This is a genomic window from Paenibacillus amylolyticus, from assembly GCF_050990605.1.
Classification (GTDB): Bacteria; Bacillota; Bacilli; order Paenibacillales; family Paenibacillaceae; genus Paenibacillus; species Paenibacillus amylolyticus_H.
In genome coordinates this window covers 5319222-5343508 of the sequence record NZ_CP158832.1, presented here as the reverse complement: position 1 = coordinate 5343508, position 24287 = coordinate 5319222, and the positions used below count along the sequence as shown (strand labels likewise).

Below are 24287 nucleotides of genomic sequence, written 5' to 3'. Positions count from 1 at the left end.
TTTCGTTTCGAATCTAGTTTTCAGAGAACGATCTCTGAACATATTCCCTGATAGCTCAGTTGGTAGAGCACTCGACTGTTAATCGAGTTGTCACAGGTTCGAGCCCTGTTCGGGGAGCCATATGGAGAGGTGTCCGAGCTGGCCGAAGGAGCACGATTGGAAATCGTGTAGGCGTCACAAGCGTCTCGAGGGTTCGAATCCCTCTCTCTCCGCCATAATAATAAGGCCCGTTGGTCAAGGGGTTAAGACACCTCCCTTTCACGGAGGTAACAGGGGTTCGAATCCCCTACGGGTCATATTAACTTCAAAAAAAGAAGTTGATTTTTACAACAAGGTTATGATATGATCATAAATGTGTTGTTCGGAGGCTTAGCTCAGCTGGGAGAGCATCTGCCTTACAAGCAGAGGGTCGGGGGTTCGATCCCCTCAGCCTCCACCATATAAACTTTATAATGACGCGGGGTGGAGCAGCTCGGTAGCTCGTCGGGCTCATAACCCGAAGGCCGCAGGTTCAAATCCTGCCCCCGCAATTAAACTTTCCTTTGAGAAAGTGATTTGGAACCGTGGTGTAGTTGGCCTAACATGCCTGCCTGTCACGCAGGAGATCGCGGGTTCGAATCCCGTCGGTTCCGCCATTTAATCTTTACATGAGGCAAACTGTTCACTACATCTGCTGTATGGCATTGATGCCCTATATAAAGTGTAAGGAATTAAGATTAGACTTTATTATGGCTCGGTAGCTCAGTCGGTAGAGCAGAGGACTGAAAATCCTCGTGTCGGCGGTTCGATTCCGTCCCGAGCCACCATTTAAAACAATTTAATATGCCGGTGTAGCTCAACTGGTAGAGCAACTGACTTGTAATCAGTAGGTTGGGGGTTCAAGTCCTCTCGCCGGCACCATGTAATCCTGGAGGATTAGCGAAGTGGCCAAACGCATCAGACTGTAAATCTGCTCCCGTACGGGTTCGGTGGTTCGAATCCATCATCCTCCACCAGTTTTTAGGGGCATAGTTTAAAGGTAGAACAACGGTCTCCAAAACCGTTGGTGTGGGTTCAATTCCTGCTGCCCCTGCCAATTAACTTTAGAAATTAACCTTTTGTGGCGATCGTGGCGAAGTGGTTAACGCACCGGTTTGTGGATCCGGCATTCGGGGGTTCAATTCCCCTCGATCGCCCCTTTGTTTTTTTATTTTTTATTGGGGATTAGCCAAGCGGTAAGGCAACGGACTTTGACTCCGTCATGCATAGGTTCAAATCCTATATCCCCAGCCATTATGCGGACGTGGCTCAGCGGTAGAGCATCGCCTTGCCAAGGCGAGGGTCGCGGGTTCGATTCCCGTCGTCCGCTCCAAATATGGCGCCATAGCCAAGTGGTAAGGCACAGCTCTGCAAAAGCTTTATCCCCAGTTCGAATCTGGGTGGCGCCTCCAGCATTTGCCGGCGTGGCGGAATGGCAGACGCGCTCGACTCAAAATCGAGTGGGAAACCGTGGAGGTTCGAGTCCTCTCGCCGGTATATTGAATAGCCCTATATGTTGCTTATGCAATGTGTAGGGCTATTTTTATTTTATATAAATTTATTTTTTGATTGTAAGAATAGTTGGACGTTAATAAAGATTGACGTATGATTATATTCGGTATATTGTAGATAAGTTAAGTCTTTAATATAAAGGAGTGAAGCAAAGTGACTACTGAAAAAAATATACCGGATACCGATCTGTTATTTAATCTTTCTGTATGGGACGAGGCATGGAAAAATCGTCCGAGAAGTCCAAAATATAAAAAGAAAAGCGCCCCATTTAATACAGAAGAAGCATTTGAGCGATGGGCCAGGGATTATCATGTACAGTCGTTCTCTGAAGAAGGTAAGCAACGTTCTGAGCGCATTATGGGCTGGATTGAAAACCAGGGTGTGGAGTTCGAGAGGTTATCCATTTTGGACATTGGAGCTGCTTCGGGCATATTCACCATTCCTTTTGCAGAAAAGGGAGCAACTGTGACTGCAGTTGAGCCATCTGAGTTGCTTGTCTCCCTGATGAAAGAGACGATACCTTCAGCTCTTGAATCTAATATCGAAATCGTAAAAGAACGATATGAGGAAATCTCCATTCAGGATAAAGGCTGGGAGAAGAAATATGACTTTGCATTTGCATCCATGTGTCCCGCAATGGCGGATTGGAAAACGATCGAGCAGGCGATCAACTGTGCCCGGAAGTATGTATATATAAGCACTATGGCTGGACAGAAGGAACACACGTTAATGGATGAACTTAAGGATGTACTGGGGGTAACTTCTACATACAAGGCTGGTGATATGGGATATATTCAACAGTTACTGTATTTAAAGGGTTATTCATACACAATGATCATTACGAGAGAAGTTAACTCATTTGAAGTACCAGTGGAAGAGATTATCGACAAGTTGCCAGAATGGCTTAATACGTATGAGTTACCATCGGATGAAGATTCTCTCAGACTGGCTGAGAAGTACATTCGGGATACGTACAAGGATAGTACGGTGACGTTCTCACGTGGAGCAAGGTTTGGTAAAATTCTAATTCAACTCGAACAGCCCAATATGAAAACAGTTCGCACTAAGGATAAACGATAAATCGAATGGGCTTGTTACATGTACTGGAGGATCAGGAATCGGGACGGACAATGTAGTCTAACGTCTGAGATGACACTAGGAAGCATCACAACGCTGCGCAAAAAGATGCACGTGTGAAACATATGAAGTTAAGATTGCAGAAGTAAAGTTGTAAGTGAAGGGAGCTGGTTATGTGCTCCCTCTTTTTTGAAGCCACTAATTTATCGACCGCTTTGAACCAGACCCTCGTTTATTTGTGAGATGTTCGAGACAACGAAAAACAAAACACAGACCTAGTTTTCAGAGAATGATCTCTGAAGCATATTCCCTGATATTTCAGTTGGTAGAGCATTCGACGATTAATCGAGTTGTCACAGGTCCGAGCCCTGTTCGGGGAGCCATATGGAGAGGTATCCGAGCTGGCCGAAGAGTACGACTTACAATCGTGCTCCTTTTCTAATTTCTGTTCGACACTTCTGCTTTCTGCTTACGCTCCCGATACTGGCCGGGGGTGATCCCTTCCCATTTACGAAATGATCGGATAAAATTTTGCGGATTGTTGTACCGAAGTCGTGCTGCGATATCTTTAACGGTTAGATCACTTTCGTCCAGCCATTTTTTAGCGATATTAAATCGGTACTTGGTTAGATATTCACTAAATGCACAGCCAGTCTCCTTGCGGAAAACACTACTTAAGTAGTTGGCATTGTAGTGAAGCTTAACAGCACATTCCTCAAGTGTCAGATCCTTATCATAATCTTGATGAATCATGGCAATCATCTTCTCTGATATATGCTGATACTGGGCATACTGTTTTGCTTTAAAAACCTGGATGATGGGCAAGATGACTCGATGTTTAAACCACTCCTCAACTTCAGCAGCGTACTGCAAACCATGAAGTTCATGAAACATCGAGCCACGGCCTTGGGAGAACTGTCCGAGTCGTATGCCGGATTCCTGAGTCATCTGCAAAATATGCGTGAGCAGCCTCGTAAGAGCCACCTGATATTCTTCTGGTGAACATTCCATACCAAAGATCACTTCAAGAAGTTTTTGCAGAAGAGTAGGTGCCTGAACTTCATCCGCACTTTGAATAGCTTGGATCAACGAATATTCCAATGATTCTGGGTAAATCATGGACCAAGTGGGAGCATAATGATCAATGTTCTCATACTGAAAGATAATACCTGGGCCCAGCTTCATCCGATGCTTCAGTGCCTCCATTGCCTCTAAATAAGCCTGAGGAATGTGGTATAAGGAGTTATGCGGCTGGCTGAAGCCTATGCTAACTTGAAGAGCTAGAATTTTATTAATTTGTTGTTGTAACTGGTCTGTTAATACATATAGCTGCTGTGAAAAAATAAAATGATCCTGTTCCACGGTGCCAATCACCGTGACTACCGTTTGTTCCATAACAATGGGAAGCAATTGTTGGTCATGCACCACCGTTTCCTCCAATATATTTTGAATAGCAAATAATAAGAGGTCACGGTCACTAGCACTATATTTTGTATGATTAACGAGATCGGCCTGTAGTGTAATAACAGCAATTTGTTGCCATTCCTGAACGTGATGCGTGTAGCCATATTCATTCAGGGTGTCATGGAGAGTATGAACAGGGTTCTTACCCTGGAACAGATTCATCATAAAATGAGTGCGAATCTGCAACAGATGCATATTAAGTGTGTTCTCTAATTGGGAGCGAGAGGCAGATAATTGTGACACCCCAGCTCTAATCTGCTCGAACTCATCTGAAAATGGTGGTGATTGCTGAGCTAACGCGCTTCCTTCTTTGGACAGATGGTTGTCACCAAGTTGGGTTAAAAGTTTACGAATCGGGACATGCATTCGCTTGGAGCCGAGCCAGGCGAGTGCTAATGAAAGTAAAAGCAAGAAAATACTGATATACAAGGTGTGTAATCCAATATCGATATATTCTTGTGTCAGAACGTTCGTAGGTGAGATTAGAACATAAGTCCATCCTTTTAAGGTAGTAGGGCTATACGTCAGGGAATAAGGTGTACCCGCGATCTTAACTTCTCGTTTTTCAAAGCCTGTTGAAAATGGAATAGGTGATAGTTTGGTTATGTTGGCTTCGGTGTCTCGATCCTGTAATCCAATGGCAGACAACGGTTGTCCAATGTATACAGGATCGGGATGGACCAAGATACGTTGTTTCCGATTCAAAATGATCAGTCCTGAGGCAGCATTGCCTAAGGAGGCTTCTCCTAGTGTATTTTGCAAAGAGCATGCAGGAATTCCCGCAATCAGGGCAGCATCGTAAGACGTATTCAGATTCGGAATAGATCTCGCAAGGGCAATATGATAAATACAGCCTGAACCGGGAGAACGCTCATCATTACTGAACACCGATGAAGGGGAAAGCTGCCATCCAGAGGTTAGCGTATCCGATATCAAATCTTTCATGGGAAGTGCCAGTGGAAAATCCGTATTACGATATAATCCTGCATGATCAATAAGCCAATTCTGGGATTGATTCACTAGGGTAATATCCAGCAAAGGTTCCCATGACCTCATATTCTGAAATTCACTCTGAAGTTTGTCGGCAAGTAAAGGGCCTTTCCCTTGTAGTGAAGAAGAAGTAGACAGGGAACGGAGGGTTACTGGAGAGCGAACGGCCTGATCAAGCATATAACTGACTGTAGCGAGTTTATGCTCTACGTTGGATTGCATTTGTTTCAGCAACTGTCTGTTGGCCTGCGTACGATGCAGTTCAGTTTGGTTCGATGAATAGATAAATGCGACAATTCCCGTTAACAAAATGGGCAGGGTGCTTAACAGGATTCCGAAGATGATCATTTTATGGAGATAGCTGATTGGTCGCACAGTTTCAGTTCCACCCCTGACATTAGAAATAGTAACACTTTCTATTTTAGTAAACGCTTACATATAGAACAATCTAAAATTTGTTTATTTGGATAAAAAAGTAATTTTTTAAAGGGACATAGAAACAGAGTTAAGGGATTGCTGATGGATGATCTTGCAGAAAAGTGCTATAGAAACGGTTTGGTCGGACTCTCCTAAATGGAATCATGAGAAACGAAATTGCAGTGTGAACGTAAATAGAGACATGGACATCATTCTCTCTACAGGTCGATATCGTTTGAAGGATAGCCTGAATACGGGGATATAGAAGGTATCCGGAATGCTGTTCAGCTTGGGCGGAACGTTGGTCTTATATAGGGACAGTCAAAGGTCCAACTAGATCCCCGACCTGAGTCTAGGATGAAAAACCGTCCACGGTCTGTTTTGAAAAGTCTCGAAATCCCCTAGAATAAGGACATAAGGTTAAACAAGAAACACGGAAACAAAAAAACAAGAAACAAACGAACAAATGACTCAACACACTAAAAGGAACGAATGGAAAGGGCGGTGAACAACAATTATGAGATTGAATAAGGGAAATGGCTGGGCGATTGTATTGATTGCGCTGGGTGCACTACTCCTCTTCGGAAAGTTAACTCCACTTCTTGGACACTTAATGGGTTATCTGATTCCGGTCCTGATGATTGCACTGGGATATTACGGCGTTAAACGAGGGAATGTGATGCTTGGCTGGATTGTTCTCATCATCGGTATCATCTCACTGATGGGTAAACTGGCATGGTTGATCGGACCGATCATCGCGATCGGGTTAATCATCTTTGGTATCTCAATGCTAAGCAATAACCGCAGTCGTCGTGGTCGGTACTAAGCTTTCACGATTATGAAAAGGAGGGACAGAACATAATGAGTGTATTTCGTCGAATGCGGGATATTACCGTAGCCAATCTGAACGAACATTTGGAGCAAAGTCAGGATCCAGTCAAACTGATTGATCAGTTCCTGGTCTCGACCCGCCAAGACATCGGTGAAGCCGAGAAACTTCGTCATCAATATGCAAGCCATACCAGACAAATGAAACAACAAGCCGACCAGGCAGCAGGTATGGTGAACAAACGGGAAGAACAGGCTTCCATGGCTCTGAAAGCTGGGGAAGAACATCTCGCTAAGCTGGCCTTGCAGGAGAAAATCCTTCACGAGGAAAAAATGGAACAATACAATGAATTGTATGCACAAAGTTATGCAGCATTACAGGAGCTGGATGAACAGATCGACCAGCTGAAGGTAGAATATCAGAATGTATACAGCAAACGCCAATATTACTATGCTCGTATGCAGACGATTCAGTTACAACAACGTATGAACCAGAGAGGCAATCACAACGGTCAGAATGTACCTCGTATGTTTAACCGACTGGATGACCAAGTCTCTGATCTGGAATATGAAGCACAAAGTCTCCGCGATATCCGACGGATGAGTCAAGATGGTTCAGGAGTGACTGGCAGCATGTCATCCTCCACGCTGGATAAGGAACTGGAGCGCTTAAGACAGAAATTGAACAATGACAGAAAGGAGTAGTCACGTGAATAAATTATACCGCTCGGCGCGTAATCGAATGCTAACAGGTTTGATTGGCGGCATTTCTGAAAATCTCGGATTGAGTACCACGCTGCTGCGTATTCTCTTCTTCATCAGTATTTTCGCTACGGGAGGTACATCATTGTTGATCTACTTCATCGCTGCGTTGGTGGTACCAAAGGAATCCAATCACGTTGATCCATATGTTTATGATTCCAGCGTAAGAGGATACAAGTAAACGAAAGGAGCAAGCACATGAGCAAATTATACCGCTCAACGCGTGACCGGATGTTAACCGGCTTGTGCGGCGGAATTTCCGAAAGCATTGGAATGGATTCCACCCTGCTGCGTATCATCTTTGTTATCAGTATCTTCGTAACTGGCGGCACGTCGTTGTTAATATATTTCATTGCAGCACTGGTGGTACCAAAAGAACCGTATCCACCTTATGATCCTTATGGCTACGGTCCAGGCCCTGGTCCTGGCAGAGGATACAACAACTATGATCACCAGCCACCAAGAGGTCCTTTTCAAAATAATCACAACCAACAAGGTCCTGGTAACTTCGGTCCCGGCCCTGGATACAACAGCAGATCTCAATCTGGTCCGCGTTCTTATGACAACAACCCCTACGGAGCAGGTGCACCGCAAGAAAGTGAACTTGATTCCATGATGAAAGATATCGAGAAAAAAGCACTGAAAAAAGAAGTTGAAGAGCTTCGCCAAAAATTATCTCGTTACGAGAAGGGAGAAAAGTAAAATGGGAGTATTTAAACGGATTAAGGATATGACGAAAGCATCGGTAAATGATATGTTGGATAAAGTAGAGGACCCGATTGTAATGTTGAACCAGTACTTGCGTGATATGGAGGCTGAGATTCATGAGGCAGAGGTAACAGTTGCCAAACAAATGGCGAATGAGCGCCGCATGAAACAACGTCTGGATGAAGCAGAGCGTACTTCGGTACAACGTGAGTCCCAAGCAGAAGCTGCTCTGTCCAATGGCCAGGAAGAAGTGGCACGCAAATTGCTGGAAGAGAAAATCTACTTTGATCAAAAAATTACGGAGTACAGTGAACTGCATGCACAGTCCGAAGCACAAGCGAAAGATCTGTTGCAACAGTTGCATGATATGAAAGATGAGTTCTACAAAATGCGTAACAAACGTAATGAACTTGTATCCCGTGCACAAATGGCAAAAGCCAAAAAACAAATGTCTTCCATTAACAGCTTGCATTCGATTGAAAGTGGTGGCGCATCACTAGGATTCCACCGCATGGAAGAGAAAATCATGCAGCTGGAAGCTGAAGCGGACGTAGCCCGTGCACCTTATCGCAACACTTCATCCACGTACACGAACCCTGTTGATGTGGAAAAACAATTCAAAGTGGATCAGCAATTACAAGCCCTTAAAAACAAAATGGGCAATGGTTCCAAGAATGAAGCGAACGGAACTTCAAAAGAATAACTGTTCGCATAGTGGACAATATGATATTCTATAAATCGTGTATAATGTACGGTTGGTAGAACAAAAGTTAAGCCATACAGGACTTCATCGCCTGGTATGGCTTTTCCGTTGAATAAAGAGAGATTAACTTACAGAGGAGGTGCGGCGGGGATGAATAAAAAGAGTAAATGGCTTGCAGTTGTCATTATTATCATTGGTGCAATGATGTTATTGAATCAGAATATTAACTTGCTGACCGCTGCCGCACTGATTCTCTTGACGGTTGGAATGCTTCAAGTCCGCAAAGGGGATACCCGCAAAGGGTACCGGTATCTCGGCATTGGTGCGGCACTGTTATTGCTGGATAATTTAATGATTGTATTTTTGATTGTACTGGGTTCTTTAGCTTATTTTTATTCAAAAAACAAAAAGATTCAGCTGGACGAAGGCGTTATGAAGAAACAGAATTTCATGGCTCGGTACTACTGGGATCAATCATCCTGGACGTTACGTAGTATGAGTCTGTGGCATGCGATGGGTGAGGTTAACGCCGACCTGTCTCTTTCGATTCCGGAGGAGAAACAAACGATTGTACTGCTGCAAGGAGTTATGGGTAATGTTCGCCTTACGCTACCAGAAGATTATGGTGTGGAGATTGAAGCATCGGTTCTTTTTGGCCGGATTAATCTTCTTGGAGAACAAGATAGCGGCATGATGAACAAATTAGTATGGAGAACACCTGGATATGAATCCAGTGAACATAAAGCAAAATTTGTCATTTCTTATATTGTTGGCGACCTAAGCATCAGTAATCCGTAGTAATATAGATGAAGAGAAGGAGGAGACCCCGATGAAGACAAAACGACATACCGACATGGTAACCCGAAGTATGGGTGAAGGGATCCTCCTGGTTTTCATTGTCCTTGCTGTTATTTTGTATGTATTGTATACATATGGTTATCTTGCTCCGTTTGCAGGCTGGCGTCATCTGATTCAATCGGGTCTTGCCTTATTGCTGCTTCTGATTGGGATCGGAGCGGTCTTTGGGTTCTATCAGAGTTATCGGGTTAAACGCCGGCTTGAACTGCTGCGGGAAACACTGCTACTGTGGGAGAAGGGCTCTCTATCACGTACTGTACCTGATCTGGGCGATGATGATGTGGGCCGTTTAAGTGAGCAACTCGGACGAATCGGAAAAAAGTGGGAAGATCAGGTATCTTCGCTGCAGCGATTGTCTACTCATAATGCACAGCTTGCTGAACAAGCCAGAATTACGGCTATTGTGGAAGAGCGTCAGCGGTTGGCACGGGAACTGCATGATGCGGTATCGCAGCAATTGTTCGCGATATCCATGACAGCAACGGCCGTTGGACGGAAGATGGAGAAGGATTTTGAACGTGCTCAGCGGCAGGTGGCTTTGATTGAAGAGATGGCTTCGGTAGCACAATCCGAGATGCGTGCGCTATTGTTACATCTGCGGCCAGTCTATCTGGAGGGCAAACAACTCGAACAAGGTCTGCGTGATCTGGTGATGGAACTGAAAACGAAAGTACCCATGGATATTGTGCTCGAAATAGATGAAGACATCGATCTGATCAAAGGCATCGAGAATCATCTGTTTCGGATCGTTCAGGAGGCTATGTCCAATACGTTACGACATGCAAAAGCGGAAAAAATGGAGATACGGCTCCAGCGCCGCACAGATGCGATTCGGGTACTGATTCGTGATGATGGGCAAGGCTTCGATCTGGATGAGAATAAACAAGCTTCCTACGGCCTGGCTAATATGCGTGAACGTGTTACGGAGATTGGTGGAGCCATACAATTTGTAACAGCGCCTGGTAAGGGAACGCGGATTGAGATTACGATACCTTTGATGAGCGATGAAAGCGAGGAAGAACATGTCAATGGAACCGGAAGTCGAAACGGAGACGGAAACGTCGATCAAAGTATTGCTCGTGGATGATCATGAGATGGTACGTATTGGTCTTGCAGCGGTACTAGATACCGAAGATGGAATTGAAGTTGTTGGTGAAGCAGGTAGTGGAGAGGAAGGTATTCGGCTTGCACAGGAGTATAAGCCCGATGTGGTTCTGATGGACCTGGTTATGGAAGGCATGGATGGCATTGAGGCTACTCGTCAGGTACTTAAAATGTATCCGGAGTGCAAAGTCATCGTATTAACCAGTTACCTGGATGATGAAAAAATGTACCCAGTCATTGAAGCTGGCGCATTCAGTTATCTGTTGAAAACATCTAGAGCCAATGAAGTGGCAGATGCGATTCGCGCAGCAGCTCGCGGACAATCCGTACTGGAGTCACAGGTGGCTTCGAAAATGATGAATCGGTTCCGGCAGCCACAGGCAGCAGCTCCTTTGCATGATGAATTGACGGATCGTGAAATGGATGTGCTCCGATTACTTGCTAAAGGCAAATCAAATCAGGACATTGCTGATGATCTGATCATCGGCATTAAGACAGTCAAATTCCATGTAACAAACCTACTGGCAAAATTGGGCGTAGACGACCGTACACAGGCCGCGATCTATGCTTATAAAAACGGACTTGCAGAGTAAACAGGATCATATGCAATATCATAATCAAGCCAAAGAACCGTGCATTAATTTGCGGAAGCTATAGATAAGAGATGATCTATATAATTGCGTGTTCAAAAAGGTCGGTTTTCAGTACCAAGAAGATGGGATAAAGCTAGAAATGGAGTAGAGGAGCGTAGATCGAGCTACGTGAGCAACCGAATGTTTCCAAAGGAAACATTCTTCGTAAGCCTCTACTTATGTCGGCTGAATTCCATATTGGATGTTGAAGATGGCGCTAGGCACCCTTCGTAATCAAAAGCAGACTTTTTGAACAACCTCTATAAGTATGAATGGAAAGCTCTGATCTGCCATGCAAGTGGCTGATGGGGCTTTTTTTGATGTGTACAGAAGGAGTATAGCTAATGTGGGAAAGGGGCATGCTGTTGATAGATTCATAGAATGCAAGAATGAACGGGGGATTCAAATGTTAAATCGTTGGATGACAGCAGGTATATTAGCAATGGCTATCATTATTCTTATCGGTGTGACACAGGTATACGCAGAGAAAAACGAACCTAAAGCAGCCCAACTGGAACAGTTAATCCATACTGCTGACAGTGTGATTGATAATGTGGATCGTCTGGTTATCAAATGGCAAGCAGAAGGCCGGGGAGATGCACAAGCGCAGGCCGTATTACTGGCTAGTCACTTGGGACTGGAACAACCGGTACAGGTACGCCAGACGGGCCACGATGTGTACCGCAGTGAGCTGGTTGCAGGTACGGCTAATGGAGGTGCAGGTATGTTGGTCAATGTCGTCGATACAGGAGACAACGGCTACTATGTCATCGTACAGCTTTCAGGGGATGCACAAACGGATCGGAAGACATTAATGATATTGCAGGGACAGGTCGATCAATTGCTTGTAGACTCAGGGATGAAGGCAAGCTGGAATATGTCTGTGCAAGGTACAGCAGCTAATGCGATTCAACGTGATGCGATTCAGCAGTTGGCACTGATTGAGAAACACTTGTCTAGAAATGTGGATATTGCCTCAGTTGAACGTTATACGGATGTAGGGACTGCAAGTGTCTCTTATGAGGCGGCTGAGCTGCCTTTGTCGATCAAGAGTGGCTCACATATGTTAAATATGCAACTCGCAGTTCATCAGGTCGGTGAACAAGGGAACAATCGAATCACGGTAGGTTTCCCGGTGATCACAATTGAATATTAATGGATGAAATTTCTATGAATTTGGACGGGATATTGAGAATCTTTATCAGAAAAGTGAGTGTGAAATAGTGCATCCATTCAGTTGATATGCTAAAATGGCATCACATCCAAGAAGGAACTTGCTGGTAATTGACAGTTGTATGTCGTGCATATATAACACCATTACATAGCTCGGGGAGAGCGTGAAGGTTATCTTCCCGGAAGAAAGAGGAGCCCATGGTTGAAAAACAATTGCAAGATGAAGTACAGACACCAGGTGCAGTATTTTTCATTTTTGGAGCAACGGGTGATTTGGCCCGCCGGAAGCTGTTTCCGGCTATCTACAGTCTTTACCGTGAAGGCAAGCTTGCCGAAGACTTTGCGGTTATTGGCGTAGCACGTCGTCCGAGGTCCCCAGAAGAATTCCGGGAAGACATCTATGAATCCATTAAAGAGTTCTGCCGTTATCCTGCGGGGGAAACTGATGAGTGGAACGCTTTTGTCGATCATTTTGAATACAAAGCACTGGATATCAACAATGTGGAAGGATTCAAAGAGCTGCGTGCGCAGACGGAGCATCTGGAATCAAAGTTTAACACGCCGGGGAATCGGCTGTTCTATCTGGCACTGGCACCTGAGCTGTTTGGCAGTGTCTCGTACAGTTTGCGGGACGGCGGTATGTTGGAAAGTCAGGGGTGGAACCGTTTGGTGATCGAAAAACCATTTGGTTATGATCTGCAATCGGCCGAACATCTAAATGAGCAGATTCGTGAGGTCTTCCGTGAAGAGGAAATCTATCGGATTGATCATTATCTGGGCAAGGAAATGGTGCAAAATATCGAAGTGATCCGCTTCGGAAATGCTTTTTTCGAACCGCTCTGGAACAACAAACATATTGCCAACGTTCAGATTACGCTCGGTGAGACCGTAGGCGTAGAAGAACGTGGTGGTTATTATGATCACTCCGGTGCACTGCGTGATATGGGGCAGAATCATATGCTTCAGATGCTGACGATGATTGCGATGGAGCCGCCAAGTCGCTTATTCCCGGAAGACATTCGGGATGAGAAGGTGAAGGTATTGCGCTCATTGCGGGCCTTTACTTCGGATGAGGAAGTAAGCAACAACGTTGTACGGGGACAGTATGCCGAAGGGGAGTACCGTGGCAAGCAGCTTCCGGGGTATCGTCAGGAAGACAAGGTTGATCCGCAGTCGAATACGGAGACTTATTTTGCAGCACGTGTATTCGTGGATAATTTCCGCTGGGCGGGTGTTCCATTCTACATTCGGACAGGCAAGCGTCTTCCGGTGAAAACGACCGAGATCGTAGTGGAGTTCAAGTCGATGCCAAACAACGTGTACCTTGGGAAAAAGTATAAATTGGAACCAAATCTGCTGGTCATTCGGGTGAATCCGATGGAAGGCATATATATCAAGATCAATGCCAAAAAACCAGGCTCGGATTCCGAGATTCAGCCGCTCGCAATGGATTTCTGTCAGAGCTGCATGATTGGAATTAACTCGCCTGAAGCGTATGAACGTCTGCTGCACGATGCAGCAGAGGGGGATTCTACGTACTTTACCCGTTGGGATGAAGTGGCGACAGCCTGGTCTTTCGTAGATCGGATCGCTGCAGCCTGGGGCAAGAATCAGGGAGAGTTACACACGTACCCTGCTGGAACCTGGGGACCAGAAGCGACAGATAAGCTGCTGGAGCAGGACGGGTTCCACTGGTGGCCGGTGAATGGTCAGGACGAGGACAGCGTGATCTGGCAAGTGAATGGTTAGGGTAAGGGCATTAACAACATACACAACATGACTGAGTCTGGGGAAATCGCTGAATTTTGCGGTGTCCCCAGGCTTTTTAGCGAGAAAAGGCAGGCATCCATCATAAGGAAATAAGTAATTTAAATTAAGTTGTTGACAAAAAGTAAGTATGTAACTTATACTCAACACATGAGTTAAAGAGTTACGCAAATGACAAACTTCATCCGGGCCAACGATTCGGATAAGTTATCATTCATGAGATAAAATGTAAACCAGTTGAAGGGGTTTGCGTCACAGAGAATCATGAAAAAACATGCATAATATCTTTAATCTAAGAATACTATTTTGTATATATTGAATGGAGGAAAAAGAAAATGATGTTGGATGTAGGGTTGTTGTTGATTCGTTTGGTGATTGGATTGTCGTTCATGGCGCACGGGGCACAAAAGCTGTTTGGATGGTTCGGAGGTTACGGGATCAAGGGTACAGGCGGCTGGTTTGAATCGATGGGCATGAAACCCGGTGCATTGGTAGCGTTACTGGCTGGACTTGCTGAGTTCGGTGGTGGACTGTTGCTCGCTCTGGGTCTGCTCACACCGGTAGGCGGCATTCTGATTGCATTGACGATGGTTATTGCGATTGTAAAAGTCCATGGTGCGAACGGTTACTGGTCCACACAGAACGGATTCGAATATAATCTCGCGATTCTGGTCGTTGGTGTGGCACTGGCTCTGACGGGTGGCGGACAATACGCGCTGGATGCATTGATTTTCTAAACCCGATAAATAAAAATGAATGAGGAGTGCCTGGATGCCATGGTTATGGCTGAAGGGTGCTTTTTTTTGCAAGTGAAAGAGAAGAATCTGCGGTAGTAATCGGTTATTTTCGGTACAGATTATGGTACAATAGGAGAGTTGGGTTAAGAAGCAGTTCACGGTATGCATGAAAGCACAGATTTGAGGAGGATGAACTCCATTGTAAATGTGTAAAATTAATCTAGTGTATGAATACCTCATATGCAAAATGACCAGTGTACAATCAACCGGCCTTGCCGGATTGCATAAAGATTGAATGATGGACCGGCCATGCCGGATTAACGTGAATGAACGGACGAAAGGGATTAAACCTATGAGCAAAGCTGCAAATGATATTCTTCAACAGGAAGTGGACAAACGCCGGACGTTTGCCATTATCTCTCACCCGGATGCGGGTAAAACGACATTAACCGAGAAACTGTTGCTGTTCGGGGGCGCGATTCGCCTTGCGGGAACGGTAAAAGCTCGGAAAGCCAGCAAACACGCAACAAGTGACTGGATGGAAATTGAGAAACAACGGGGGATCTCGGTTACTTCTTCCGTAATGCAATTTGATTACCTGAACCATCGCGTTAACATTCTGGATACACCGGGTCACCAGGACTTCAGTGAAGATACGTATCGTACACTGACGGCTGCCGACAGCGCGGTGATGTTGATCGACGTGGCAAAAGGTGTCGAGGCACAAACGATCAAGTTGTTCCAGGTATGTGCGAAGCGTGGCATTCCAATCTTTACGTTTATCAACAAACTCGACCGTGAGGGTAAAAGCCCATTTGACCTGATGGAAGAACTAGAAAATGTACTGGGTATTCGTTCGGTTCCAATGAACTGGCCTATTGGTACAGGCCGCGAGCTCTGCGGTGTATATGACCGGATGAAAAATCAGGTGGAGTTGTTCCAAGGGGACGATCACTCGACCATTAAAGTTCAGAAAGTAAACGGTTATACAGATCCAATTATCCGTGAGATGGCAGGAGAATATCTGCATGATCAGTTAATTCAGGATCTGGAGCTTTTGGACGTTGCAGGAGATCCGTTTGATATGGAGAAAGTTCAACGCGGCGAATTGACGCCTATTTTCTTCGGTAGTGCGATCAATAATTTCGGTGTGCAAACCTTCCTGGAGAATTTCCTGGAACTAGCACCGAAGCCTGAACCACGTCGCAGTACGGCAGGGGAAATCCAGCCAACGAATGAAAAATTCAGCGGTTATGTATTCAAGATTCAAGCGAACATGAACCCGGCACACCGGGATCGTATTGCGTTCCTTCGCATTGTATCAGGCAAGTTCCAACGTGGAATGAGTGTGAAGCATACTCGGGTGGGCAAAGAGATCAAGCTGTCACAGCCACAGCAATTTCTGGCACAAGATCGGGATATTGTCGAAGAGGCATATGCCGGCGATATTATCGGTTTGTTCGATCCAGGCATCTTCCGGATTGGCGATTCACTGAGCCAAGGCAGCGAGGTTATCTTTGAGGAACTGCCAACGTTCTCGCCAGAGATTTTCGCCAAAGTTACTGTGAAAAATGCATTGAAACATAAACAATACCAAAAAGGCATTGACCAATTGACGGAGGAGGGAACCATTCAGGTGTTCCAGACGGCAAGTTTCGATGAGACAATTCTTGGCGTAATTGGTCAACTTCAGTTCGAGGTATTTGAATACCGGATGAAAGGTGAGTATGGGGTAGACGTGCAATTGCAGCGCATGCCTTATCAGTTCGCTCGCTGGATCGTGGACGAGAACCTGGACCCAAGCAAATTCCGGATTAACTCTGCGCTTGTAAAAGATAAAAAAGGGAATTATGTCGTGCTCTTCGAGAATGAGTACGCCATGAGAACGGCTATGGATAAAAATCCTACAGCTAAGTTCCTTGAGACTGCGCCTTAAGTAAGTTCGACGTTTGCCTCGGCAATTATTAAAGGGTTAGTTGAATGTGACAAGCTCATGTGATGAGATAGAGCTTGTAAAAAATAAGATCCCTCCGCCGATTGGTGGAGGGATCTATTGCTATTCACCTTACTGAGAGGCGGGTATGATCCAGCCGGATAAGGGAAAGCTTTCTTTTGCAGACAGAACAAACGGTGTGATGGTTACCTTACCCTTCAATGCTTCGATTAGCGAAGCGGTTGAACGGGAATGGTGTGCAGATGCTCCTGCGCGATTTGAATGAGTTCTTCCTGCTTGGCAGGTTCTGTGTTCTTCCAGATCATCTCGAAAATGGCGCCAAGTCCAGGTAATGCAGCTTCCGGTCCATCGACTGAACCTTCAATCATCTCCCGGAGCTGATCATCACTCTTGTCATGAACTTTATGAACAATCGCTTCACGCAGGCTTAATGTAATGGGCATCGCAATTCCCTCCTCGTATATTCGGCTGCTCTAATACTGTTCCCTGGGATGCGCGAGCGCATTCAAGTTTATCAGGCTTTGTGGTATACTACGAAGGATTATTTACGTTGGCATGGGTATCCGTAATGATGCATCATGCTGAAGTGCAGCGGGAGGTTAAGACCCTAATGGCCAAGAAACAGTATGCCGTAATTGGCATGGGACGGTTCGGATCAAGTGTTGCCAATGCACTGAGTGGCATGGGATTCGACGTGCTGGCAATTGATGCGGACGAGCAGAAGACTCAGGAAATGTCCAATGTGGTGACCCATGCGGTATCGGCAGATTCAACAGATGAAGAAGCGCTTCGTGCGCTGGGCATACGAAATTTCGACGTTGTCGTTGTGGCGATTGGTGAAGATATTCAGGCGAGTATTCTGACAACTCTGATATTGAAAGATATGGGTGTACCCGTTCTGATCGTAAAAGCTCAAAATGAACTTCATGGTAAGGTACTGCAGAAGATTGGAGCAGATAAAGTCATCTATCCTGAGCGGGATATGGGACTGCGCGTAGCCCATCATCTGACCTCGCCTAATATACTGGATTACATCGAGTTATCTGAGGATTACAGCATTTTGGAGATGAGAGCTTCTGAGCAAATGATCGGTAAAAACCTGATGGAATTAAACATCCGGGCACGTTTTGGTTGTAACGTGATGGCGATTCGCAGTGGAAATTCGATGAACATCTCGCCGTACGCGGAGGACCGGATCGAAGCGGGAGATGTGCTGATCATTGTGGGTCACAAGGATCATTTGACGAAAATGGAGCTTGCATATCCGAAGTGATGGATGCAGATGGGAAGGATGGAAAGATGGATATTGTATCACCGCAAAATACACGTGTAAAAGAATGGGCACAGTTGCTGGAGAAAAAGCATCGTACCCGTCAACATAAATATATCATTGAGGGCATTCATCTGGTCCAGGAAGCATTGCGCGCCGGAGCGGATCTGGAGTGCATCGTGTACGATGGAGAGCAAGGCGTACCTAGCGAACTCGCCGGGCTTGAGAATCCGCTACAGCGTGTGGAGTGGGTCAGCGTAACTCCTGCGGTTATCGCCAAATGTACGGATACGATGACACCGCAGCCTGTATTCGCAATTGTGCGTAAAGGCAGTGAGCCACTGGGAAGCCTAATTACCGGAGCGCGCGGGCTTGTCGTGGTGCTGGACGGGGTGCAAGACCCGGGTAATGTGGGAACGATCATCCGTAGTGCGGACGCAGCTGGAGCAGCTGGGGTCGTACTTGGAGCTGGCTGTGCTGATGTATATAACCCGAAGACGATTCGTTCGACGATGGGGTCATTGTTTCATTTGCCCATTGTGGAGGGCCAGTTGGAATCTTTGCTTCCAGAAGCGAAGGCTGCGGGCGTGAAGCTGGTCAGTACTTCTTTGCAGGCAGAGCATTCATGTTATAGTTATGATTTTACGCAGTCCGTATGGCTTGTCATTGGTAACGAAGGCAAAGGTATCTCGGATGCTACGGCACGTTTGGTGGATGATGCGATTACGATTCCGATGCAGGGACAGGCAGAGTCGCTTAACGCGGCGATGGCGGCAACGATTTTGCTGTTTGAGGCGATGAGACAGCGGATGGTGTAGGTAGTAAAATAACTATCTTTTCCTGAAGAACGTATGGAAGACTGGATACTGGTTGAAGATTGAATCAACCATTTACCCAGTCTTTTTATTTTCATTCAAGGACGTTAGCTGTTATAACAAAGATGTTTTTTTCATTTGAAGTGAATATTGAAAGGCGATGAATAACCCTCCGGGTTTGAGTTCCTTATAGATCTGCTGTACCAACATATTTCTTAATTCAGGCTCAAAGTTGAAGAAGGGCAACCCGCTAAAAATATAATCCAGTTGCTGAACGCCTTCTTGATTCATGGATTCTACTAATCGAGCGGCATCTGGATAACAGGAGAAGTCCTGGTATGCTCTCTGCAGATTATTTCTCATCGTCTCGTTCATTTCAAACAACAACACTTTAGTAGAACCTTGCACCTGTTGTTGAATATAACGAGTGATAGCACCTGTACCTGATCCGAGTTCGGCGATGGCTTTTACCTCCAGCCAAGACGCTTGGTTGACCATTTTGTTAGCGAGGAAACGGGAACTGGGTATGATACTGCCAACATGTTTAGGACTTTGAAGAAAGCTTTTCAGAAATAAAATGGGTTCATTGGAATCATGTTTGTGGTTCCTCCATATATGTGATGTGATGTTATCCAAACCAGTTAGAAATGTAATAATTGAAGCGTCGCTAGAATGGGGCCGCCGAAATAGATTCCTGCTATAAAATACGTCATGGTCCAGAGCACAGCGCTGGAATATGCAATGAGAGCAAATTGACGATATCTTACGCCACTTAGCCCAATGACCAATGGGAGAACATAACGCACGATTGGAATGAACAATCCGATGGATATGGCCCCTTTTTCATTCTTATTTAGCATCAGTTCCGCCTTAACGAAGTGTTTATGATGTTGAAATCTGTGTTTTATCTTGGTCCCGAATACCTTTCCTGCAAAATAAGCAAAGGTAATGGCTGTTAATAGTCCTGATAAAATACAGAAGTATGTGATCCATGAATTGATAACTCCTGTGTGGTTCAGAATGGCACCGCTGATAATCGTGATCTCATTTGGAATTGGAATCCCGAAAGGTCCCAATGAGAAGGCAAAATAAAAAATCAGGTATCCATATTGATGAAGTAGCTCTAAGATCGTATTACTGATCATTGTTTTGCCTCCTCTCTTGTTGATATAGCAATCATAATGAAAAAAATAAGGAATTAATGAGCATATTTCTGAAGAAAATCTAAAGAATACATAAGTCACACAAACTACGTTAAAGAGAAAAAAGCGTTGCCAACGTACTGGCAAGACTTGAACAGGTGGATATACTCAGGAGCGGTGATCAAGTGATATGAATTTCTGAATATCAAGTAAAGTTAGTTTCAAGAAGGAACGGTATAAGCGAGCTTGGATTCAATACAATATCTTTATTTGTATAGAATAGATGAGCATAAAGAAGAGCTGAGACGTCATAGTGACGACTCAGCTCTTCTTATTATCCCATGAGACTTACATTGTGTTGGAATCAGACCTATTGTAGGAAGTAGAACCATTTGAACCTGGTACCAGCAACAAAAAACAAGATAATCCATCCCCATAGAAACAGTAAACGTAAAGGTCGTGGAATCAGTAAATATTCCGAGTATAATTTGGTGAAAAACTTCATCACAGTTAGTTCATCCTTCGCTAGGTTACTCTTTAATAATTCATATTAAAAGACATAAGATGATCTTATAATTTAGATGCAAATCCTCCATTTATATCAAAAATAGGTATATTATATCATGATGAACACCAATAGGTTCTTTATTTTTTAGAATTATTCATTAAATAAATCGAACGAAATAATGCGGGCATGCCAATATATAGTGTAAGGAGGAAGGGGATGGCTAATGAGCGAGCAGGACGAGTACATACAACTTGTAACGTTAATACGTGCTGGGTATGAAGAAGCGTATGGAGAATTATATGAGAAAACAGTGATGGGTGTATATCGGACTGTGCGATTTCTCGTCAAGGACGAGCCCGACGCGGAAGATGTGGTACAGGAGATTTATATTCAGGCCTATCGATCCTTGGCGAGATATGATGCGGAGCGAGCTTTTCGTCCCTGGTTAATGGGTGTGACGATGCGACAGGTTCAGAGTTATCGACGCAAAAGATTAATGCAGTTTCGGTTTGGCAAGCGAATCGAAAAATCTGACGTGGGATTGGAATATGATTTTTCCACGGATCTGGTAAACAAACTGGCCAATCGTCCTCTGCTGGAACAGGTGCGCCGTTTGCCGTACAAGCTGCAGCAGGTGGTTACACTTCATTATTTGAATGAATATACGCAAGAGGAGATTGCTGGCATATTAGAGATTCCTCTTGGAACCGTAAAATCGCGTATACATGCGGCGCTGGCGAAGTTGAGACAGAAAGAGAAGATGAATCCAAGATTGCGGGGAAAGGTGGAGGATCTGCATGAAACTCGATGAACAGTTGCGAAGAGCCTACCAGGAAGAGACCAAAGACTGGTCCGTTCCTGCGAGAATTAAACATAAAATGATGGATAGTATTCGACGTGACTCACACATCAAAAGAAACCGAAAAAAATGGCTGGTCACGGGGCTATTGGCTGCTGTACTCATTATTCCCACGGGAGCTTATGCAGGGTACACCTATCTCGCAGACGGAATATACGGTTCACAGGAAAACATCACAGCTATGGGGGGAACAGCTGAGGATTATATGAGGTTGGAAGCGAAGCTGCAGACGGCCAAGGCCCATTTCAGCGAAGAAGAATTTGTTCAATATATGGACCTGTTGAAGCAAATGGGGCAAATGGCCATGAAGCATGCCGATTCACAAGGCAATTTGCATCCAGAGCAGTGGAGTACAGTGGAACAGGAAAGATATAACCTTCTTGCAGCTGAGCTGGAACCGTTTTTCGAGAAGCTGGAAGCTGTGAGTGTAGGGTCCTCCAAAAAAAGGATGGACGAGGAGCAATTTTGGACGGAACAGTTGATACAGGCAGAGAAGACATTTACCAAGGAACAATATCGTGAGTTCATGTCTGTGTATGAACAAATGAAGAAATACAAAGTTATGGTGATGGACAAGGATGGAAGTATTCATGAGGAACGTTTGTCGGCGGAGCAGAAGGATGATTTAAACCAGCTAGAGAGACGCTTAATCCCCTATTTGAAACGATTGGGGCTTAATGTGCGTTGAGTCGGGCGAACTATTTCTTCCCCTGCACATTCAGTCGATATTGATGCGGCGTAGAGCCTGTGGCATTACGGAATACTTTACAAAAGTAGGAGGGGCTGGTCATACCAACACGGTGACCGATTTCCGGAATGGTGAGCGAGGAATGAGTGAGCAGCACACAGGCATGACGAATGCGGGTGGCTTGAGCATAAGCAATGATGGTGGTGCCGGTCGCTTTTTTGAATACATGAGACAGATGATAAGGAGATAGATGAAGTGTATCTGCGATATGCTCCAAACGGAATGGCTCTGAATAATGCTGTTCAATCCACTGCATGGCAGCTTCGGCATGAGGATGAAGGATTACTGAACTGGATGCGGCAGGGGCCTTTAGATCCTGAATGACAACATCTTTCCATAAGTAACGAAGTTGCGTAAGTGAATCCAGTACAAAGAGACAAGTATCCTCCCCAGCTTCATGAGGTAGTAGTTCTGGATGGGTCTTATCGAATTGTTCCATTCGTTGAATGAGTGGGGAAGTGGCAGGAAGTCGGATCGGCTGAATCGGAGATTTCTCTCCCAGCAGGTCATGTATAAAACGCTGAGTTGTCATAAAATGCGACCAATGTGTCTTTAATATTTCAAGCTCAAACATAAGCACGTTTCTGATGAAAGGCTGCTCATTAGATACTTGTATCTGGACGTGGTGCAATTGAAAAGGTCTAAAAATCATGAGCATACCAGGTTCAAGGGAGAAAACCTGTCCTTCGGTTATCAACTGTCCATATCCTTCATGGATATAGGTTATCTCCATCTGGGAATGAGCATGGAACACTTCGCGAAACGTAGTGTTGGATGTACGACGACAGGCCAAGTTAAATTGTTCTCCCAGGATGATGGACATCACGAATGCCTCCCTTATCATGCGCAAGATAGTTTCATTTTAGCACAAGATGAACGCATAAAAGCGCTTTATTATTGTGTATTGTGAAGGGAATAAGGGAGGGATGCAACGATGTTAAAAGTGGCGATTATCGGAGCAGGTGCAATTAGTGGAGCACATATCTCAGCATATTTGGCATTCCCCGAGAGATGTCAGATTGTTGCTGTGGTCGATATCTATGTGGAAAAAGCACAGAAGCGAATAAACGAATATGGACTGGAAGGTGCACAAGTCGTTACGGATTACGCAGAGTTACTTGCCCAAAACATTGATCTGGTATCAATCTGTACACCGCCGTATACGCATGCTTCCATTGCGTGTGATTTCATGCAGGCAGGTGCACATGTATTGGTCGAAAAACCGATGGCATCTTCCCTGGAGGAAGCGGATCTGATGCTGAAAGTAACGCAAGAAAGTGGCAGATTACTATCTGTTGTAGCCCAGAATAGGTTTACGACACCGATGATGAAGCTAAAAGGTGTGCTGAACAGTAAACGGATGGGACCTATAGTACATGTGCAGGTTGATTCGTTCTGGTGGCGGGGCCACAATTATTATGATCTGTGGTGGCGCGGGACATGGGAAAAAGAAGGCGGAGGCTGTACCCTTAATCATGCGGTGCATCACATTGATGCCATGTTATGGATGATGGGACCTCCAGTGGAATTGCAGGCCATGATGGCGAATACCGCACATGATAATGCCGAAGTTGAGGATATATCCATGGCGATGCTGCGCTTCCAGGAAGGTGCACTCGGCATGATTACCAGTTCCGTTGTACATCACGGAGAGGAGCAGCAGTTAATTTTTCAGGGCAAAAAAGCCCGGGTATCTGCACCTTGGAAAGTGGTTGCTTCTACCGCGCGGAATAACGGATTTCCGGAACCGAATCGAGAGTTGGAACACCAGATTCAGAAGTTCGCTGACGAACTACCGGATGTTATTCATGTCGGTCATGCTGGGCAAGTTGAGAATGTGTTAAACGCTATTGAGACAGGATCACCGCTACTGGTGGATGGCAATAGTGGCCGGAATACACTTGAACTGATTGTAGGCATCTACAAATCAGCAAGTACGGGGGAAAAGGTTGTTTTTCCACTAGGGGCGGAAGACGCATTTTACACAAGAGAAGGAATTATGCAACATGCCGTACACTTTTATGAAAAAAGGACGACGGTGGAGAACTTCGAGGATTCGAGTATTACGCTCGGGAGCAAGTTGGATTCGTAGTTTTTTATGTGAAAAAGATGCCTTCTCACAATAAAGTGAGAATGGGCATCTTTTTTTAGTCTGAGACACCTTCCTGTTCTAAAAATATAACAATTGTATCCATTCATATTTGTGGAATGACGTTATTACGTTATCTTACTGTGCACAAT

23 protein-coding genes and 16 tRNA genes are annotated in these 24287 nt (G+C 45.1%); 34 read left to right on the top strand and 5 right to left on the bottom strand.

The genetic code is table 11. The features are described 5' to 3' along the window. The first annotated feature begins 44 nt into the window (after positions 1-44). From ABTV53_RS23595 to ABTV53_RS23515, 17 genes are all read left to right on the top strand, one after another. Positions 45-120: transfer RNA gene (locus ABTV53_RS23595), tRNA-Asn, on the top strand. A gap of 3 nt (positions 121-123) precedes the next feature. Then, positions 124-215, top strand: a tRNA-Ser gene (locus tag ABTV53_RS23590). Between the two features lie 9 nt (positions 216-224). Further along, a tRNA-Glu gene (locus ABTV53_RS23585) sits at positions 225-296 on the top strand. Between the two features lie 67 nt (positions 297-363). Further along, positions 364-439 (top strand) — tRNA-Val (locus tag ABTV53_RS23580). A 17-nt stretch (positions 440-456) separates the two neighbouring features. Continuing rightward, a tRNA-Met gene (locus ABTV53_RS23575) sits at positions 457-530 on the top strand. A 27-nt stretch (positions 531-557) separates the two neighbouring features. Next, a tRNA-Asp gene (locus ABTV53_RS23570) sits at positions 558-635 on the top strand. 95 nt (positions 636-730) lie between these two features. Beyond that, positions 731-806: transfer RNA gene (locus ABTV53_RS23565), tRNA-Phe, on the top strand. Positions 807-824: 18 nt separating this feature from the next. Continuing rightward, a tRNA-Thr gene (locus tag ABTV53_RS23560) sits at positions 825-900 on the top strand. Positions 901-909: 9 nt separating this feature from the next. Beyond that, positions 910-995 (top strand) — tRNA-Tyr (locus ABTV53_RS23555). Between the two features lie 6 nt (positions 996-1001). Beyond that, a tRNA-Trp gene (locus ABTV53_RS23550) sits at positions 1002-1075 on the top strand. Positions 1076-1102: 27 nt separating this feature from the next. Continuing rightward, positions 1103-1175, top strand: a tRNA-His gene (locus ABTV53_RS23545). Between the two features lie 22 nt (positions 1176-1197). Beyond that, positions 1198-1272, top strand: a tRNA-Gln gene (locus ABTV53_RS23540). A 4-nt stretch (positions 1273-1276) separates the two neighbouring features. After that, a tRNA-Gly gene (locus ABTV53_RS23535) sits at positions 1277-1351 on the top strand. Positions 1352-1356: 5 nt separating this feature from the next. After that, positions 1357-1430 (top strand) — tRNA-Cys (locus ABTV53_RS23530). A 6-nt stretch (positions 1431-1436) separates the two neighbouring features. Beyond that, positions 1437-1515 (top strand) — tRNA-Leu (locus ABTV53_RS23525). 168 nt (positions 1516-1683) lie between these two features. Then, on the top strand, positions 1684-2610 hold the full coding sequence (locus ABTV53_RS23520) for a methyltransferase domain-containing protein (RefSeq protein ID WP_433747092.1): 927 nt from the start codon (positions 1684-1686) through the stop codon (positions 2608-2610). A 304-nt stretch (positions 2611-2914) separates the two neighbouring features. Further along, positions 2915-2990 (top strand) — tRNA-Asn (locus ABTV53_RS23515). Between the two features lie 55 nt (positions 2991-3045). Here ABTV53_RS23515 and ABTV53_RS23510 read toward each other — a convergent pair. Then, a complete protein-coding gene (locus ABTV53_RS23510) occupies positions 3046-5436 on the bottom strand; it encodes a helix-turn-helix domain-containing protein (protein ID WP_433747090.1) in 2391 nt (796 codons plus the stop codon). Positions 5437-5995: 559 nt separating this feature from the next. On the opposite strand from ABTV53_RS23510, the gene ABTV53_RS23505 reads away from it, so the two are divergent. From ABTV53_RS23505 to ABTV53_RS23450, 12 genes are all read left to right on the top strand, one after another. Further along, complete coding sequence (locus ABTV53_RS23505) at positions 5996-6304, top strand: LiaF transmembrane domain-containing protein (RefSeq protein ID WP_017692311.1); 309 nt, start codon at positions 5996-5998, stop codon at positions 6302-6304. Positions 6305-6339: 35 nt separating this feature from the next. Further along, complete coding sequence (locus ABTV53_RS23500; protein ID WP_091037978.1) at positions 6340-7011, top strand: PspA/IM30 family protein; 672 nt, start codon at positions 6340-6342, stop codon at positions 7009-7011. 4 nt (positions 7012-7015) lie between these two features. Continuing rightward, positions 7016-7249 carry a PspC domain-containing protein gene (locus ABTV53_RS23495; RefSeq protein WP_433747087.1) on the top strand — a complete coding sequence of 78 codons (234 nt, stop codon included), beginning with the start codon at positions 7016-7018 and terminating at the stop codon, positions 7247-7249. Between the two features lie 17 nt (positions 7250-7266). After that, positions 7267-7770: a PspC domain-containing protein gene (locus ABTV53_RS23490; protein WP_433747084.1), complete on the top strand. Its 504-nt coding sequence runs from the start codon at positions 7267-7269 to the stop codon at positions 7768-7770. 1 nt (position 7771) lies between these two features. Further along, complete coding sequence (locus ABTV53_RS23485; RefSeq protein WP_017692315.1) at positions 7772-8479, top strand: PspA/IM30 family protein; 708 nt, start codon at positions 7772-7774, stop codon at positions 8477-8479. A 150-nt stretch (positions 8480-8629) separates the two neighbouring features. Next, on the top strand, positions 8630-9277 hold the full coding sequence (gene liaF / locus ABTV53_RS23480) for a cell wall-active antibiotics response protein LiaF (protein ID WP_433747081.1): 648 nt from the start codon (positions 8630-8632) through the stop codon (positions 9275-9277). Positions 9278-9308: 31 nt separating this feature from the next. Next, complete coding sequence (locus tag ABTV53_RS23475) at positions 9309-10424, top strand: sensor histidine kinase (RefSeq protein ID WP_433747079.1); 1116 nt, start codon at positions 9309-9311, stop codon at positions 10422-10424. Continuing rightward, a complete protein-coding gene (locus ABTV53_RS23470; RefSeq protein WP_091020933.1) occupies positions 10366-11034 on the top strand; it encodes a response regulator transcription factor in 669 nt (222 codons plus the stop codon). Before ABTV53_RS23475 ends, ABTV53_RS23470 begins: the two co-directional genes overlap by 59 nt. Positions 11035-11479: 445 nt before the next feature. After that, a complete protein-coding gene (locus ABTV53_RS23465; RefSeq protein WP_433747076.1) occupies positions 11480-12229 on the top strand; it encodes a YwmB family TATA-box binding protein in 750 nt (249 codons plus the stop codon). A gap of 215 nt (positions 12230-12444) precedes the next feature. Continuing rightward, positions 12445-13995, top strand: a complete 1551-nt coding sequence (gene zwf / locus ABTV53_RS23460) for a glucose-6-phosphate dehydrogenase (protein WP_433747074.1) — start codon at positions 12445-12447, stop codon at positions 13993-13995. A 356-nt stretch (positions 13996-14351) separates the two neighbouring features. Further along, positions 14352-14750: a DoxX family protein gene (locus ABTV53_RS23455; RefSeq protein ID WP_053783291.1), complete on the top strand. Its 399-nt coding sequence runs from the start codon at positions 14352-14354 to the stop codon at positions 14748-14750. A gap of 352 nt (positions 14751-15102) precedes the next feature. Continuing rightward, the gene (locus ABTV53_RS23450; protein ID WP_091037965.1) at positions 15103-16686 is read left to right on the top strand and encodes a peptide chain release factor 3; all 1584 of its coding nucleotides are present in this window, start codon (positions 15103-15105) and stop codon (positions 16684-16686) included. A 227-nt stretch (positions 16687-16913) separates the two neighbouring features. On the opposite strand, the gene sspI is transcribed toward ABTV53_RS23450, so the two are convergent. Next, entirely contained in the window at positions 16914-17147 is a 234-nt protein-coding gene (sspI, locus tag ABTV53_RS23445) for a small acid-soluble spore protein SspI (protein WP_036673259.1), read from the bottom strand. 128 nt (positions 17148-17275) lie between these two features. Between sspI and ABTV53_RS23440 the strand changes: the two genes are divergently transcribed. Further along, entirely contained in the window at positions 17276-17977 is a 702-nt protein-coding gene (locus tag ABTV53_RS23440; protein ID WP_433754332.1) for a potassium channel family protein, read from the top strand. Between the two features lie 26 nt (positions 17978-18003). Next, entirely contained in the window at positions 18004-18792 is a 789-nt protein-coding gene (locus ABTV53_RS23435; protein ID WP_433747071.1) for a TrmH family RNA methyltransferase, read from the top strand. A 111-nt stretch (positions 18793-18903) separates the two neighbouring features. On the opposite strand, the gene ABTV53_RS23430 is transcribed toward ABTV53_RS23435, so the two are convergent. Together ABTV53_RS23430 and ABTV53_RS23425 are read right to left on the bottom strand one after the other, a co-directional pair. Beyond that, a complete protein-coding gene (locus ABTV53_RS23430; RefSeq protein WP_433747068.1) occupies positions 18904-19287 on the bottom strand; it encodes a class I SAM-dependent methyltransferase in 384 nt (127 codons plus the stop codon). Between the two features lie 143 nt (positions 19288-19430). Further along, entirely contained in the window at positions 19431-19934 is a 504-nt protein-coding gene (locus tag ABTV53_RS23425) for a DedA family protein (protein ID WP_433747065.1), read from the bottom strand. 728 nt (positions 19935-20662) lie between these two features. On the opposite strand from ABTV53_RS23425, the gene ABTV53_RS23420 reads away from it, so the two are divergent. Beyond that, positions 20663-21250 (top strand): sigma-70 family RNA polymerase sigma factor, encoded by a 588-nt coding sequence (locus tag ABTV53_RS23420; protein WP_433747063.1) that lies wholly within the window; start codon positions 20663-20665, stop codon positions 21248-21250. Beyond that, a complete protein-coding gene (locus ABTV53_RS23415) occupies positions 21237-21986 on the top strand; it encodes a DUF3600 domain-containing protein (RefSeq protein WP_433747060.1) in 750 nt (249 codons plus the stop codon). Before ABTV53_RS23420 ends, ABTV53_RS23415 begins: the two co-directional genes overlap by 14 nt. Before the next feature lie 10 nt (positions 21987-21996). Here ABTV53_RS23415 and ABTV53_RS23410 read toward each other — a convergent pair whose 3' ends face one another. Further along, positions 21997-22869 (bottom strand): AraC family transcriptional regulator, encoded by an 873-nt coding sequence (locus ABTV53_RS23410; RefSeq protein ID WP_433747057.1) that lies wholly within the window; start codon positions 22867-22869, stop codon positions 21997-21999. Between the two features lie 111 nt (positions 22870-22980). Between ABTV53_RS23410 and ABTV53_RS23405 the strand changes: the two genes are divergently transcribed. Further along, complete coding sequence (locus ABTV53_RS23405) at positions 22981-24138, top strand: Gfo/Idh/MocA family protein (protein ID WP_433747054.1); 1158 nt, start codon at positions 22981-22983, stop codon at positions 24136-24138. The last annotated feature ends 149 nt before the right edge of the window (positions 24139-24287 follow it).